14 protein-coding genes are annotated in these 13,081 nt (G+C 71.9%); 6 read left to right on the top strand and 8 right to left on the bottom strand.

Annotated features, from left to right (window positions below; translation table 11 throughout):
* Nucleotides 1-189 precede the first annotated feature (189 nt).
* The 5 genes from OHN74_RS06120 to OHN74_RS06140 form a co-directional block, all read right to left on the bottom strand.
* Complete coding sequence (locus OHN74_RS06120) at nt 190-867, bottom strand: sigma-70 family RNA polymerase sigma factor (RefSeq protein WP_443060348.1); 678 nt, start codon at nt 865-867, stop codon at nt 190-192.
* A 200-nt stretch (nt 868-1,067) separates the two neighbouring features.
* Entirely contained in the window at nt 1,068-1,766 is a 699-nt protein-coding gene (locus tag OHN74_RS06125; protein WP_327693516.1) for a hypothetical protein, read from the bottom strand.
* Between the two features lie 150 nt (nt 1,767-1,916).
* Nucleotides 1,917-2,441: a copper chaperone PCu(A)C gene (locus tag OHN74_RS06130; protein ID WP_327693517.1), complete on the bottom strand. Its 525-nt coding sequence runs from the start codon at nt 2,439-2,441 to the stop codon at nt 1,917-1,919.
* Nucleotides 2,438-4,738 carry a heavy metal translocating P-type ATPase gene (locus tag OHN74_RS06135; protein ID WP_327693518.1) on the bottom strand — a complete coding sequence of 767 codons (2,301 nt, stop codon included), beginning with the start codon at nt 4,736-4,738 and terminating at the stop codon, nt 2,438-2,440. The genes OHN74_RS06130 and OHN74_RS06135 overlap by 4 nt, the downstream gene beginning before the upstream one ends.
* Entirely contained in the window at nt 4,738-5,112 is a 375-nt protein-coding gene (locus tag OHN74_RS06140) for a hypothetical protein (RefSeq protein ID WP_443060349.1), read from the bottom strand. The genes OHN74_RS06135 and OHN74_RS06140 overlap by 1 nt, the downstream gene beginning before the upstream one ends.
* Nucleotides 5,113-5,299: 187 nt before the next feature.
* Here OHN74_RS06140 and OHN74_RS06145 point away from each other — a divergent pair, with 187 nt between their 5' ends.
* Entirely contained in the window at nt 5,300-6,082 is a 783-nt protein-coding gene (locus tag OHN74_RS06145; protein WP_327693519.1) for a sulfite exporter TauE/SafE family protein, read from the top strand.
* A gap of 230 nt (nt 6,083-6,312) precedes the next feature.
* Nucleotides 6,313-6,750: a Rieske (2Fe-2S) protein gene (locus OHN74_RS06150; protein ID WP_327693520.1), complete on the top strand. Its 438-nt coding sequence runs from the start codon at nt 6,313-6,315 to the stop codon at nt 6,748-6,750.
* A 9-nt stretch (nt 6,751-6,759) separates the two neighbouring features.
* On the opposite strand, the gene OHN74_RS06155 is transcribed toward OHN74_RS06150, so the two are convergent.
* Nucleotides 6,760-7,410 (bottom strand): cysteine hydrolase, encoded by a 651-nt coding sequence (locus OHN74_RS06155; protein ID WP_327693521.1) that lies wholly within the window; start codon nt 7,408-7,410, stop codon nt 6,760-6,762.
* A gap of 114 nt (nt 7,411-7,524) precedes the next feature.
* Here OHN74_RS06155 and OHN74_RS06160 point away from each other — a divergent pair, with 114 nt between their 5' ends.
* Complete coding sequence (locus tag OHN74_RS06160; RefSeq protein WP_327693522.1) at nt 7,525-7,992, top strand: pyridoxamine 5'-phosphate oxidase family protein; 468 nt, start codon at nt 7,525-7,527, stop codon at nt 7,990-7,992.
* Nucleotides 7,993-8,189: 197 nt separating this feature from the next.
* On the opposite strand, the gene OHN74_RS06165 is transcribed toward OHN74_RS06160, so the two are convergent.
* A complete protein-coding gene (locus OHN74_RS06165; protein WP_327693523.1) occupies nt 8,190-9,095 on the bottom strand; it encodes a LysR family transcriptional regulator in 906 nt (301 codons plus the stop codon).
* Nucleotides 9,096-9,133: 38 nt separating this feature from the next.
* On the opposite strand from OHN74_RS06165, the gene OHN74_RS06170 reads away from it, so the two are divergent.
* Nucleotides 9,134-10,168, top strand: coding sequence for a DMT family transporter (locus OHN74_RS06170; protein ID WP_327693524.1), 1,035 nt, complete (start codon nt 9,134-9,136; stop codon nt 10,166-10,168).
* 138 nt (nt 10,169-10,306) lie between these two features.
* On the opposite strand, the gene OHN74_RS06175 is transcribed toward OHN74_RS06170, so the two are convergent.
* A complete protein-coding gene (locus OHN74_RS06175) occupies nt 10,307-11,638 on the bottom strand; it encodes an aminotransferase class I/II-fold pyridoxal phosphate-dependent enzyme (protein WP_327693525.1) in 1,332 nt (443 codons plus the stop codon).
* A 46-nt stretch (nt 11,639-11,684) separates the two neighbouring features.
* On the opposite strand from OHN74_RS06175, the gene OHN74_RS06180 reads away from it, so the two are divergent.
* Nucleotides 11,685-12,440: a pyridoxamine 5'-phosphate oxidase family protein gene (locus tag OHN74_RS06180; RefSeq protein WP_327693526.1), complete on the top strand. Its 756-nt coding sequence runs from the start codon at nt 11,685-11,687 to the stop codon at nt 12,438-12,440.
* 5 nt (nt 12,441-12,445) lie between these two features.
* Entirely contained in the window at nt 12,446-13,078 is a 633-nt protein-coding gene (locus OHN74_RS06185; RefSeq protein WP_327693527.1) for an FMN-binding negative transcriptional regulator, read from the top strand.
* The last annotated feature ends 3 nt before the right edge of the window (nt 13,079-13,081 follow it).

A 13,081-nucleotide genomic window follows, 5' to 3' on the forward strand; every position in this document is an offset into this window, starting at 1 on the left:
GCTCATGCGGAAGCAGTTGCAGCCATCTCGACCAGCCGTGGCCACACGGGGCACACCGACCGACCGACCGACGGGTCCCGTGTCCGCGCGGCGCTGTCACCCACGCCCGTGAAGGCGCCGCAGCACCCTACGGACGCAAGGACGGATGCCGGTGACCATCGACTCCGACGGTCACCGGCACCCCTGTCGTCACGCGGCGGCAGCAGTCGGATCCCCGGATCCCTCGGCCTCGTCGAGAAGTTCGGCGAGGGTCGCTCGGGCCCGGGCGACCCGGGAGCGGATCGTCCCGACGGGGCAGCCTCCGGCCGCGGCGGCCTCCTCGTAGGGCAGCCCCGCCAACTGGGTGAGGACGAACGCCTCGCGGCGCTCGACGGGCAGCGCGTCCAGCAGGTCGAGCAAGGCCACCCCGTCGTCGAATCCGGGCAGACCGCCGGGCTGGGCACGCTCGGCCCATGTCGTCCAGTCGTCCACGTCGGCCGCCCGCGGCCGGGCTGCCGCGTACCGCAGGCTGTCGACGACCGTGCGGCGCGCGATGGACAGCAGCCAGGTACGCGCCGACGAGCGGCCCTCGAACCGGTGCAGGCTGCCGAGCGCCCGCAGGAACGTGTCCTGCGCGAGGTCGTCGGCGAGTTGGCGGTCGGCGGAGAGGTAGGTGACGTAGCGGACGACGTCCGGATGCAGGGCCCGCACGAAACGGTCGACGGCGTCGGGATCGCCGGCCCGGGCGGCGAGGGCCCAGACGGTGACCGGGTCTTCCGGCGCCGCCGAGGTCACGGGTCGATCCGCCGCTATGCGCCCTGCGTCGCGCCTCTTGGACGGCAGGGGGTCGCGCTTCTTGGGCTGCAGGGGGAGGACAGGAGTGATCACCTGATGTCCTTCTCGGGTGGTACGGGACCGATCAGGCGCGGCGGCACGCGCGCGAACGCGCGCATGAGCACACCGCGGCGAAGGTCCCGGGACGGGAGTGGGGTCGGGGCGTACGACATGCACGCCCTGTGCCCGAAGCCTCGGAACCGGCCGATGCGGCGGACGCGGCACCGGCGGACGGCCTCGGGAAGCCGGCTGTCTCAGATGACAGCGGTCCCGGCCGGAGGCCCCCGAGAGATGATCGTGTGTGTGAGCGTCAGCCGCGGGACGCGCTCGGCGCGTTCACCCGTCGGCCGCAGACTGGGCCGACGCGGTGGAACGGGCAGGGCGGCGAGAGGCGGCCGGAGCGGAGCGGCCAGCCATCCGGCGACCGCCCGCAGGAGTCGGAACGCGGCCTGCTCCCCGTAGGCCAGCCACAGACCGGTCAGCACAGCGGCCAGGGTGTGGGCGGCGAGCATCCCCAGCGACGACATGCCGCCGGTGCCGTGGGCCAGGTGACCGAGGTGCTCGGCGTGCGCCGCGTGGCCCATGTCCATCGAGCTCATGGAGCCCATGGACCCCATGTCCATCGCGTCCATGGACATCGAGCCGTTGGGCGTTCCGCTCAGGTCCTGAGCCGCGGAACCCGTGCCCGATCCCGAATCCGCCGACTGTCCCCACGAGAAGGCCGAGTGGAGCGCCCCCTGTGCGACGACCACCACGGACACCACCAGCGGGAGTCCGCGCTCGCGCCCTGCCAGAGTCCAGCCCACACCGCTCGTGACGGCGAAGCCGGCGGACATCGTCCACCAGGGCACGGTGGAGCCTGACATCAGGACGTGGCCCAGGGCGGCGAGCAGCACGCAGACGGCCGCGAACACCGCGGCCCGTATCGTGCGCACACCCCACCCAGCAGTCATGACGGCCTCATACTCACATCCGGGCTCCGCCCGTCACGAGTCGGTACGCACAGGACAGGGGTCCATGACTCACCCCCAAGGGAGTGATACAGGACACAGCGCCCCGCCGGAACCCGACGGGTGGTCCGACCGGCCTCTGCCGACAAGGCGTCAGACGCTGTCCCGCCCCGGAGTGACCAGCACCGCCAGGGTCTTCACGGCCCCGCTGTGCTCGAAGTGCAGGGTGAACGAGACGAGGTCACCGGACCGCCAGCCCTTCTTGACCGGCACTATGACGTCGAGACTGTCCGGAGACATGTCGACGCTGTCCCCGGCCGGGACGCCGACCGAGGCCACGGTCCGGTCGGTGGCCGTGTTGGAACTGGTCATGACGTGCCGACTCAGGCTGAGTGCGCCCGGGCCTGCCTCGGCGGTCGTCACTTTCAGCAGCCGGTCCGCCGCGCCCCCGCTGTTGGTGATCCTGAAGAAGGCCGCCGTGACCGGGGTGGCTCCGAAGGGCACCAGCACCTTGCCGTCGGTGACCTTGATCCGGGCCGGACCGCCTGCGTTGCCGTACGCGGTCCAGGTACTCAGACCGCCGAGCGCGAGACCGCACACGGCGACGGGAGCGAGCGCGGCGAGCAGGGTGTCGGTCAGCCGACGGCGGGTCGGGCGCCACGGGCTCTGGTCGGTCATCGGGTACGTCTCCGGGAGGCGGCGGGCAGGGTCGAGGACGCGGTCGAGATCGAGGGCGCGGGCCGCCAGGCGCGCAGGCGCAGGCTGTTGGCTACGACCAGCACCGAACTGGCCGACATGGCAGCCGCGGCGACCATCGGGTTGAGCAGGCCGACCATCGCCAACGGGACGGTGACGACGTTGTATCCGAAGGCCCACACGAGATTCGTACGAATCGTGCCCAACGTGCGCCGGGCCAGCAGAACCGCGTCCGCGAGGGCCTCGATGTCACCGCGCACGAGGGTCACGTCGGCTGCGCCGATGGCCACGTCCGTGCCGCTGCCCATGGCGATCCCGAGGTCGGCACCGGCCAGCGCCGCGGCGTCGTTCACACCGTCGCCGACGACCGCGACCCTGTACCCCTGTTCCCTCAACTCCCTTACGAGGTCTGCCTTTCCCTCGGGTGTGCAGCGGGCGTGCACCTCGTCGATGCCGAGCGCCTCGGCGACGGCCCGGGCGGGCGCCTCCCGGTCCCCGGTGGCGAGCACGGGCCGTACGCCGAGCCGCCTCAGTCGGTCCACCGCGCGGTAGCTTCCGGGCCGCACGACGTCGCCGATCTCGATCAACGCCTCGGCCGTGCCGTCCACTCGGACCAGTACAGGCGTACGGGCGGCGGACTCGGCTCCTGCCAGAGCCTCCGCGAGCGCGGCAGGCAGGTCGTCGTCGGGGGCCAGGACCTCGACCAGCCGCCCGTCGACGCGTCCGCGTACTCCGCGCCCCGCCAGCGCGCCGAACTCCCTGACGTCCGGCAGCCGTTGCTCGCCCGACTCCCGCCGCGCGCAGGCGGAGACGGCGCGGCCGAGCGGGTGTTCCGAGCCCTGTTCCACGGCCCCCGCCAACCGCAGCACCACATCGCGTCCGAGCCCGTCCGGTGTGGCCGTGACCTTGGCGACGGTCATGTGGCCGGTGGTGAGTGTGCCGGTCTTGTCGAGGACCACGGCATCGAGATGCTGAAGCCCTTCCAGCGCCTGCGGCCCGGTGACCAGGACACCCAACTGTGCACCCCGGCCGGTCGCGGCCATCAGCGCGGTAGGGGTCGCCAGGCCCAAGGCGCACGGGCAGGCCACGACGAGAACCGCCACACACGCGGTGAGGGCGGCCTGCGGATCGGCCCCGGCGCCCAGCCAGAATCCCAGCGTGGTCACCGCCAACACTAGGACCACCGGCACGAACACCCCGGCCACGGAGTCCGCCAGCCGCTGCGCCCGTGCCTTGCCGGCCTGCGCCTCGGTCACCAGCCGGGCGATACGGGCGAGTTGCGTATCGGCGCCCACGGCTGTGGCCCGGACGAGCAGCAGCCCGCCGGCGTTGACGGCCCCGCCGACCACGGCCGAACCCGGCCCGACCTCGACGGGCTCGCTCTCGCCGGTGACCAGGGACAGGTCCACGGCCGAACTGCCGTCCGCCACCTGCCCGTCGGTGGCCACCCGCTCCCCCGGCCGCACGACGAAGACCTGCCCGACCCTCAACTCCTCGATGGGTACATGCCGTTCGGAGCCGTCGTCCGCCCGGACGGCGACCTCCTTGGCCGCGAGCCGGGCCAGCGACCGCAGCGCCTCGCCGGTCCCGTGGCGCGCCCGTGCCTCCAGGAACCGCCCGGCCAGCACGAACAGCGGTACGCCCACTGCCGCTTCGAGGTAGATGTGTGCGACGCCGTCCGGGGCGGCGGGCACGAGGGTGAACGGCATCCGCATCCCGGGGTCGCCGGCGCCTCCGAGGAAGAGCGCGTACGACGACCACGCGAACGACGCCACCACGCCCAGCGACACCAGCGTGTCCATGGTGGCCGCAGAGTGCCGCAGCCCCCGGACCGCCCGTACGTGGAAAGGCCAGGCGCCCCACACGGCGACGGGCGCGGTCAGTGCGAAACACAGCCACTGCCAGTTGCGGAACTGCAGTCCCGGAGCCATCGACAGGACCAGCACGGGGATCGCCAGCACAGCGGTGACGACCAGACGGTGCCGTTCCTGCCGGGTGGCCTCGGACTCGTCGCCGTCGTCGGTGGCGGGCTCCTTCGCCCTGGGCGGTTCGGGCAGAGCGGCCGTGTACCCGGCCTTCTCGACGGTGGCGACGAGTTCGGCCGGCCCGATGTCCGCAGGATGACTCACGCGAGCCATTCCGGTGGCCAGGTTGACGGACGCGGTGACCCCGTCCAGCTTGCCGAGCTTCTTCTCCACACGGGTCACACAGGCCGCACAGGTCATGCCTCCGACGGCCAGGTCGGTCGTCACCAGGACGGTCCCCGGTTCGGCGCCCATCAGCCGTGTCCCCCCTGCATGTCCATGTCTCCCATGTCGCCCGAGCCCCCACTCACACCACCGTCGCCGCTGGTGCCACCACCACCGCTGGTACCGCTACCACCACCGTTGGTGCCGTCGCCGCTGATGCCGTTGCCGTGCATACCGGGTGCGACAGGGCCGGCGCCGGCGCCCACGGCGTAGGACACCGTGAAGACCAGGACCAGCAGAAGGAGGAAGCCGCAGAGCGCCGGTGGCGGCGCCGCTCTCCGCAGAACCGCGTCGGCGCCGCTCAGGAAGGATTGCCGGGACTCGTCCATCAACCGCGTCTCCAGGTCACGTCGTACGGCGTCGTTCGGATCGCGCCGTACCGGTGCAGTAGTCGGAGGGACCACCGGCCGAGTTCCGGAGCGGGGGTATGGCACACGTCACACGGAGAGGGAGGTCGTCCCTCACCCCGCACCCCAGCATCGGAAGGCGCGCCGACGGCCGGTCCTGCTTCGGCATCGGGCATCGATGGCCCGACGGCAGAATGGTCACTGGTCATGTCCGAGCGGACGTCCGAACGATCGAGGGGCCGCAGTGGCATGGTCACCGGAGTTGTACGGTCTGGCCGTCGGCCTGTTGATCGCGGTGGTGACAGCTCCGGTCGGTGTCTCCGGCGCGGTGTTCCTCCTGCCCGTCCAACTGAGCGTGTTCGGTGTGCCGAGCCCGGCGGTCACTCCCACCAACCTGCTGTTCAACGTGGTGGCCGGACCCGGCGCGCTGCTGCGCTACCGGCATGGCGGCCTCCTCGGCAGTCCCCTGACCCGCCGTCTGGTGGCCGGGACACTGCCCGGCGTGATCATCGGGGCCGTGGTGCGGGTCTTCGCCGTTCCGGGGGCGACCGTCTTCCGTCTGCTGGTCGCCGCCCTGCTGACGCCGCTGGGCCTGTGGCTTGTCGCCCGCACGCTACGGCCCGCCCGGAGCGTCCCGATCGCGGAACCCTCTCCTCGTACCGTCACCGGACTGGCTCTCGTCGTCGGTGTCGTCGGCGGAATCTACGGGATCGGCGGCGGCTCGATCCTCGGCCCTCTCCTCGTCGGTCGGGGCCTGCCCGTCAGCCAGGTCGCCCCGGCTGCCCTCGCCTCCACCTTCGCCACGTCACTGGCGGGCGCCGCATCGTTCGCGCTGCTGTCCCTCACCGGCTCCGGTGATGTCGCCCCCGACTGGTACCTGGGTCTGGCCTGCGGTCTCGGTGGCCTGCTCGGCGGTTACCTCGGCGCCCGTCTGCAGCCACGCGTACCCGAGACCGCGCTCAAGCTGTTGCTCGGCACCCTGGCGGCAGCGCTCGGGATCCTCTACGCCGTTCAGTCGCTGCGCTGACCCGACGCCGCTGTCCCCGACGCACGGTACGCCCCGCTGCCTCACCGTCCTCTGTGCCCGAACCGCTCTCACGCGAGGGGCGTGACGCAGCGGATCGGGATGACTTCCTTGGGCGTCGACCCAGGTTGCCGGGGCGTTCGCGGCCGGATGCCCGTACCGCCTGAACGGCGCGCGTGCAGGGTTCGTATCTTCGTACGGATCAGGAAACGCCTGCGGAAGGAAACGCCAGCATGAGCAGCGCCTCGCTTCAGCCCGTATCGGGACCGGCTCGTCGTACGGTCATGGCGGCAGCCGGCGCGGCGGGTCTCACCGTCGCGCTGACCGCGTGCGGGTCGGAGGACGACCCGGCCGACTCGGCCACCGAACAGGGCGCGGCCGCCGGCACCGCCCTCGCGAAGACCTCCGACATCCCGGAGGGTGGCGGCAAGATCTTCAAGGACCAGGGTGTGGTGGTCACGCAGCCGACGGCGGGCACCTACAAGGCGTTCTCGGCGAAGTGCACGCACGCGGGCTGTGCGGTGACGGGCATCACCAACGGTGTCATCACCTGTCCGTGCCACAACAGCGAGTTCTCGGTCGCGGACGGCAGTGTGAAGAAGGGCCCGGCGACCGAGGCGCTGGCCGCCGAGTCGATCAAGGTGTCCGGGGACTCCATCACGCTCGCGTGACCCTGGACCTCACTCCCGCCCGGTGCGGCGAGGCCGCTTGAGGCAGGCCAGCACCTCGTCGGTGGTCGCGACCGTGGCGACCAGCGCGAGCGTGTTGCGGATCATCGCGGGGGTGTAGTCGGAGGGCACCCCCGCGATGGCGTCCCCGGGCACGACGACGGTGTATCCGCGGTTCACGGCGTCGAACACGGCGTTGGGGATCGCGACGTTGGCCGAGACCCCGGTCACGATCAGTGTGCGGCAGCCCAGGTTGCGCAGCAGGGCGTCGACGTCGGTGCCCTGGATCGGCGACAGGCCGTGCAGCCGCCGTACGACGAAGTCCTCGTCCGCCACCTCGATCGGCGGTGCGACGCGCACCGCCGTGGTGCCCGAGAGCTGCTGGACGGGGAGCCGTGCGGCGGCCCGGAACAGACGGGCGTTGTGGTTCGCGCCCCGACCGTCCGGACGGCGTTCGGCGATGGCGTGGATGACCTGGACACCGGTCTCGTGGGCGGCGGCGACCAACCTGGCGACCTGGGCGAGCGCCCCCGACGACCGTGCCTCCCCGGCGAGTTCGGGCAGGGCGCTGTCCGGTCCGACGACGCCCTGCTGGCACTCGACGGTGAGCAGGACAGTGGTCGCGGGGTCGAGGAGTTCGCTGAGCTGTTCGTACGACGGCATGGCGCTCCCTGGTCGCGGACCGTACGGGTGGGCGGGCGAGACTAACGTCCGTCGCGTGCGGGTGGAAGGCAGCCCATATTCTTTTCTGACGTAAGAGAGCAAGAGGGGGATCGCATGACGGTGACTCAGCGCCGGGGCCGGAAGATCATGATGACGCCGGGCGAGCTGGACGAGTTCCTGACGACCCAGCGCACCTGCCGGGTCGCCACCGTGTCGGCCGGGGGCGCTCCGCATGTGAGCACGCTGTGGTTCGCCTGGGACGGCACCTCGATGTGGCTGTACTCGGTGGTCCGCAGCAAGCGCTGGACCGACCTGCGCCGTGACCCGCGGGTCGCGATCGTCGTCGACACGGGCGAGGAGTACGACGAACTGCGCGGCGTCGAGCTGTCCGGCGCCGTCGAGTTCGTCGGCGAGTCACCGCGCACCGGGGAACTGCGCGCCGAACTGGACGTCCCGGAAACGCTGTTCGCCCGCAAGAACTTCCGACTGGACGAGATGCCGCACGACGGCAGACACGCCTGGATCCGCCTGACCCCGGAGAAGACCGTCTCCTGGGACTTCCGCAAACTCCCACCCCAGTAACGGGCCACACCATCCGGCCCTCCCGCCACCATCCACCCCGTCCGGCACCCCCAGCCCGTCCGGCGTTTGAGGACGAGGCCCGTTCAGGGCCGAAGGGGGGTCTGGGGGCACAGCCCCCAGGGACGGGCCGGGCAGGGGCGGCGGGGGCGAACCCCCAGGGACACGCACCCCCACCCGCCGAACCCGCGGAGCGCACCTCACCCCCCGACCCCCCGCCCCGCCACCCGCAGCGCCTCGACCGCCGCACGAATCGACGGCCGCCGGTCGGCATCCGCACGCCAGACCACGTACACGTGCCGCCGCACACGCTGCCGCAGCGGAACGGTGACGACTCCGGCAGGCACCGGATCACGGCCCAGCAGCGGCGCGATGCACACACCAAGTCCCGCCGCGACCAACGCCAGTTGCGTATGCGTCTCCGCCGCACGATGACCGACGCACGGCTCGACGCCCTTGGAACGCAGCGTGAACATCAGCCACTCGTGGCAGAACTCGCCCTCGCCCCAGGTGATCCACTCGTCCTCGGCGAACTCCCCGAGGTCCACCTCGCTCCGCTCGGCCAGCGGATGAGCGACCGGCATCGCCACGTCCGCCGGATCGTCGAGGATCGCCGCCTTCACCAGACCGTCGGGCAGCGGCATCGGCTTGTTGTACCAGTCGAGCACGACCGCCAGATCCAGGTCGCCGCGCACCACCCCGGCGACCCCGGCCTCCGGTTCCAGCTCGCACGAGCGCAACCGCAACCCGGGATGCTCCGCACGCAGGGCCGCGAGCGCGGCCGGGAACAGTCCGCGCGCTGCGGTAGGGAACGCCGACAGCCGCAACTCGCCCACCACCTGCCCGCGTTGCGCCTCCAGATCGGACTGGGCCAGCTCGACCTGGGAGAGGATGCGTGCGGCATGGTCCGCGAGCAGCCGCCCGGCGTCGGTGAGCCGCACGCCCCGCCCGTTCTTGGCGAGGAGCTGCTGCCCCACCTCCCGCTCCAGCTTTGACATCTGCTGCGAGACGGCCGACGTCGTCACATGCAGCCCCTCGGCCGCCCCGCTGACCGAGCCATGCCGGGCGAGGGCGTCGAGGGTGCGCAGGCGCTCCAGGTTCAACATGTAAGCGATACTACGAGATATGGCGAACACATGCTCGCTTGTGCTACGAGATCGACTCCGGGATCGTGGCACCCATGAGCCGCCTCAGCGCCCCGAAGCCCACGACACCAGCACCCGCTCCCACGCACACACCCACATCCACGTCCGCCCAGGCCGGTCGCCGCCCCGCCCTCGACTGGCGCATCCGCTTCGGTGTGCTGTCCCTGATCTGGGGCTTCAGCTTCCTGCTGATCAAGGTCGGCACACAGGGCTTCGCACCGTTCCAGGTCACCTTCGGCCGACTGCTTTTCGGTACGGCGGTTCTGGTGGCGGCACTTGCAGTGAAGCGGGAGCGGCTGCCGCGCGGCGCGCGCACGTGGGGGCACCTCGCGGTCGCCGCGTTCCTGCTGAACGCGCTGCCGTTCTCGCTGTTCGCGTACGCGGAGCTGACGATCCCGTCCACACTCGCCGGCATCTGCAACGCGACCTCGCCGCTGTGGGGCATGGCCCTGTCCCTGGTCGCACTCTCGGAGGACCGTCCGACGCGGGTGCGGGTGGCCGGTCTCGGCCTGGGCTTCATAGGTGTGCTGACCGTCCTCGGCGCCTGGCAGGGCTTCCACGGCCTGGACGCGTCGGGCACGGCACTGGCGCTGCTGGCCTCGCTCAGCTACCCGGTCGGCTGGATCTACGTCCGCCGCACACTGGCGGGCGCCAGCCACTCCCATCTGTCCCTCAGCGGTGCTCAGTTGCTGCTGGCCACCCTGCAACTGGCCGTGGTCACAGCACTGTTCACCGGGATACCCGACGGCCTCCCCGTCGGGCCGCTGCTCGCGATCGTCGCGCTCGGCGCACTGGGCACAGGCGTAGCGATGCTGCTGCAGTACGGCCTGGTCGCCGAGACGGGCCCGACGACCGCCCAGATGGTCACGTACTTCATCCCGGTCATCGCCACGGTCGCGGGCGTCACCCTGCTCGGCGAGACCCTGACCTGGTCGACCCCGGTGGGCGCGGCGGTGGTGCTGGCCGGGGCGGCACTCACCCAGGCAGGTTCCCGCACCGGCCCCCGCTACCGCAGGTCCGGGCCTCGGACGTAGATCCGCGCCGCGCCGGTCGCAGCAACTTCGGTGGAACGCCTGCTGGTTCGTCCGTCCGCCGCCGTCGGCGCCCCTGCGCGGCGGCGCCGCAGAGCGTCACACCTCCACGCCACCGCGGGTCGCCTTCGCCGGACCGTCTCAGACGTAGGTCCGCGCCGACGCCGGTCCCACCGCCGAGGCAATCGCGTCCGCCAAGGGACCCGTCTCCGCCCGGGTGAGCGTCGCGACGGTCACCCTGATACCGGACGGGGCGTTCATCCGGAAGCGCGCTCCGGGGGCGACGGCCCAGCCTGCGTGCAGCAGCCGGGCGACCGCGCCGGTCTCGTCCGGGACGGGGATCCACACGTTCAGTCCGCTGCGGCCACGGGCCGCGATCCCGCGCTGCGCGAGCGCGTCGATCAGCGCGTCCCGGCGCCGCCCGTACGCCGAGGCCACCGCGCGCGCGTCCAGCGCGCCATCGGCCCACAGCCGCACGACGGCCCGTTGCAGCAGCCGGCTGACCCAGCCCGGCCCGAGTCGCTGCCGCCCCAGGACCCGGTCGACGGTGACGGCGTCCCCCGTGAGGACGGCGAGGCGCAGATCGGGGCCGTACGCCTTGGCGACCGAGCGGACGAACGCCCAGTGCCGGGTGACCCCTGCCAGCGGGTGAAGGGGCTGGTCGACGATCCGGTAGCCGTGGTCGTCCTCGATGAGCAGGATCTCGGGGTGCTCGCGGAGCACGGAACGCAGGGCTCGCGCGCGCGTGGCGCTCAACACGGCCCCGGTCGGGTTCTGCGCCCGGTCCGTGACGATCAGCGCCCGCGCCCCGGCGGCCAGCGCCTGCCGTACGTCCTCGGCGAGCGGCCCCTCGTCGTCGACGCCCACCGGGACCATGCGCAGCCCGAGCGCCGGCACCAGGTCCAGCAGCCCACCCCACCCGGGGTCCTCGACGGCGACGGTGTCACCGGGCTTGAGGTGTACGGCGAGGACACGCTCGATGCCGTCCAGCGCACTGGAGGTGACTCCGATGGGCCCGTCCGGCACACCGTCCGCGTCGAGGTCGGCGCGGGCGATGCGGGCCAACTCCGGTTCCACGGTGGCGTCCCCGTAGAGCACCGGAGTCCGGTCGCCCTGCTCGCCCGCCGCCGCGAACGCCGCCGCGAGTGACGGCAGCAGTGCCGGATCGGGGTTGCCGTGCGCGACGTCCCGCACACCGGACGGCACCTCCACCCGGATGTACTCGCGCCCGGTGGTGGCCGGTTTGGAGCGCACCCGGCTGCCTCGCCGCCCATGGGTCTCGATGACCCCGCGTTCACGCAGCGTGCGATAGGCGGCGGCGACGGTGTTGGGATTCACCCCGAGCCGCTCCGCCAACTCCCGCATGGGTGGCAGCAGTTGACCGGGTTCCAGCTCCCCGGCACCCACAGCGCGTTCCACGCTCGCGGAAATCTCTGCTGCGCCCCGACCTTCGATCGGATATTCTCCTAGCACAACACCGATTATGCACTAGTGCAATATGGATCGCAAGGAGACCGCGATGTCGGGGACCACACAGGACGCGCAGAGCACGGAGCACGCCGTACAGGAAACGACGCCGACGGCACCGCAGGGTGACCACCAGCCATCCCGGACACCCCCCGTCGGCACCTACGCCCCGACCGACCGCACGGTCCCGACCCGCTCGGCCAACCGGGCTTCGTACGACAAGGAGTCGGTGCACGCGATCCTCGACGAGGGGTATGTGTGCCACCTCGGCTTCGTCCGTGACGGCGCACCGGTCGTGCTGCCGACGCTGTACGCGCGGCTCGGCGAGCGCCTCTATGTGCACGGCTCGACGGGCTCGCGCCCGCTGCGGATGACCGGTCGGCCCGACCCCGGCCTGCCGGTCTGCCTGACGGTCACGCACGTCGACGCGCTGATCCTGGCCCGGTCCGCCTTCCACCACTCGATCAACTACCGCTCGGTGGTCGTCCACGGCATCGCCCATCAGGTGACCGACCCGGACGAGAAGCGTCTGGCCCTGGACGTCCTGGTCGACAACGTCGTGGCCGGCCGCTCTGCCGACTCGCGGCCCGCCAACGCCAAGGAACTGGCCGCCACCGCCGTGATCCGCATCGACCTCACCGAGGTCTCCGCGAAGACGCGCACGGGCGGGGTGAACGACGAGCCCGAGGACCTCACGCTCCCCCACTGGGCCGGCGTGATCCCCCTGCGCAAGGGTTACGAAGCCCCGGTCGCCGACAAGGAGTTGACACCCGGCACCGAGCTCCCCGACTACCTCAGTGCCCACTGATCCCGATGCTGATCCACCCGTGGGACGCGCCGCGCGACGACGCGGAATGGCAACAGTGGCTGGCCGCCCACGACTTCGGCCAGCTCGCCGTCAACGGCCTGCCCGGCGAGGCGCCGTACGTCCAGCCGCTGCACTTCGCGTACGACGCCGAGCGCGCCGAGGCGGTGACCCATCTGGCCCGCCCCAACCCGATCTGGCCCGCGCTGGAAAGGAACCCGGTCGTCCTGCTCAGCGTGGTCGACGACTACACGTTCGTCCCGGGACCGTGGCAGGCCGCGCCGGACGTTCCGTCCGAGCACGGGACCCCGACGAGCCTCTACGCGGCGGTCCAACTCCGCTGCACCGCCCACGTCGTGGACGACCCGGCGGAGAAGGCCGCCCTGCTCAACCGCCAGGTGAGCCACTTCCAGCCGGAAGGCGGCTCGGCGCGGGTCGCGGCGACCGAGGCGCCGTACGGGCGGATGCTCGCCGGTATCCGCGGCATCAGGCTCGAAGTGACGGACGTACGGGCCAAGTTCAAGTACGCCGAGAAGAGGCCGACGGAGGTCCAGGACCGTATCGCGGCAGGGCTGGCGGCGCGGGGCGGCCCACGGGACGCGGGGGCGCTGGCGGTTCAGCGGCGCAGGCGGGGGCTGTAGCCG

Source organism: Streptomyces sp. NBC_00459 (genome assembly GCF_036013955.1).
In the GTDB taxonomy this organism is placed as follows: Bacteria; Actinomycetota; Actinomycetes; order Streptomycetales; family Streptomycetaceae; genus Streptomyces.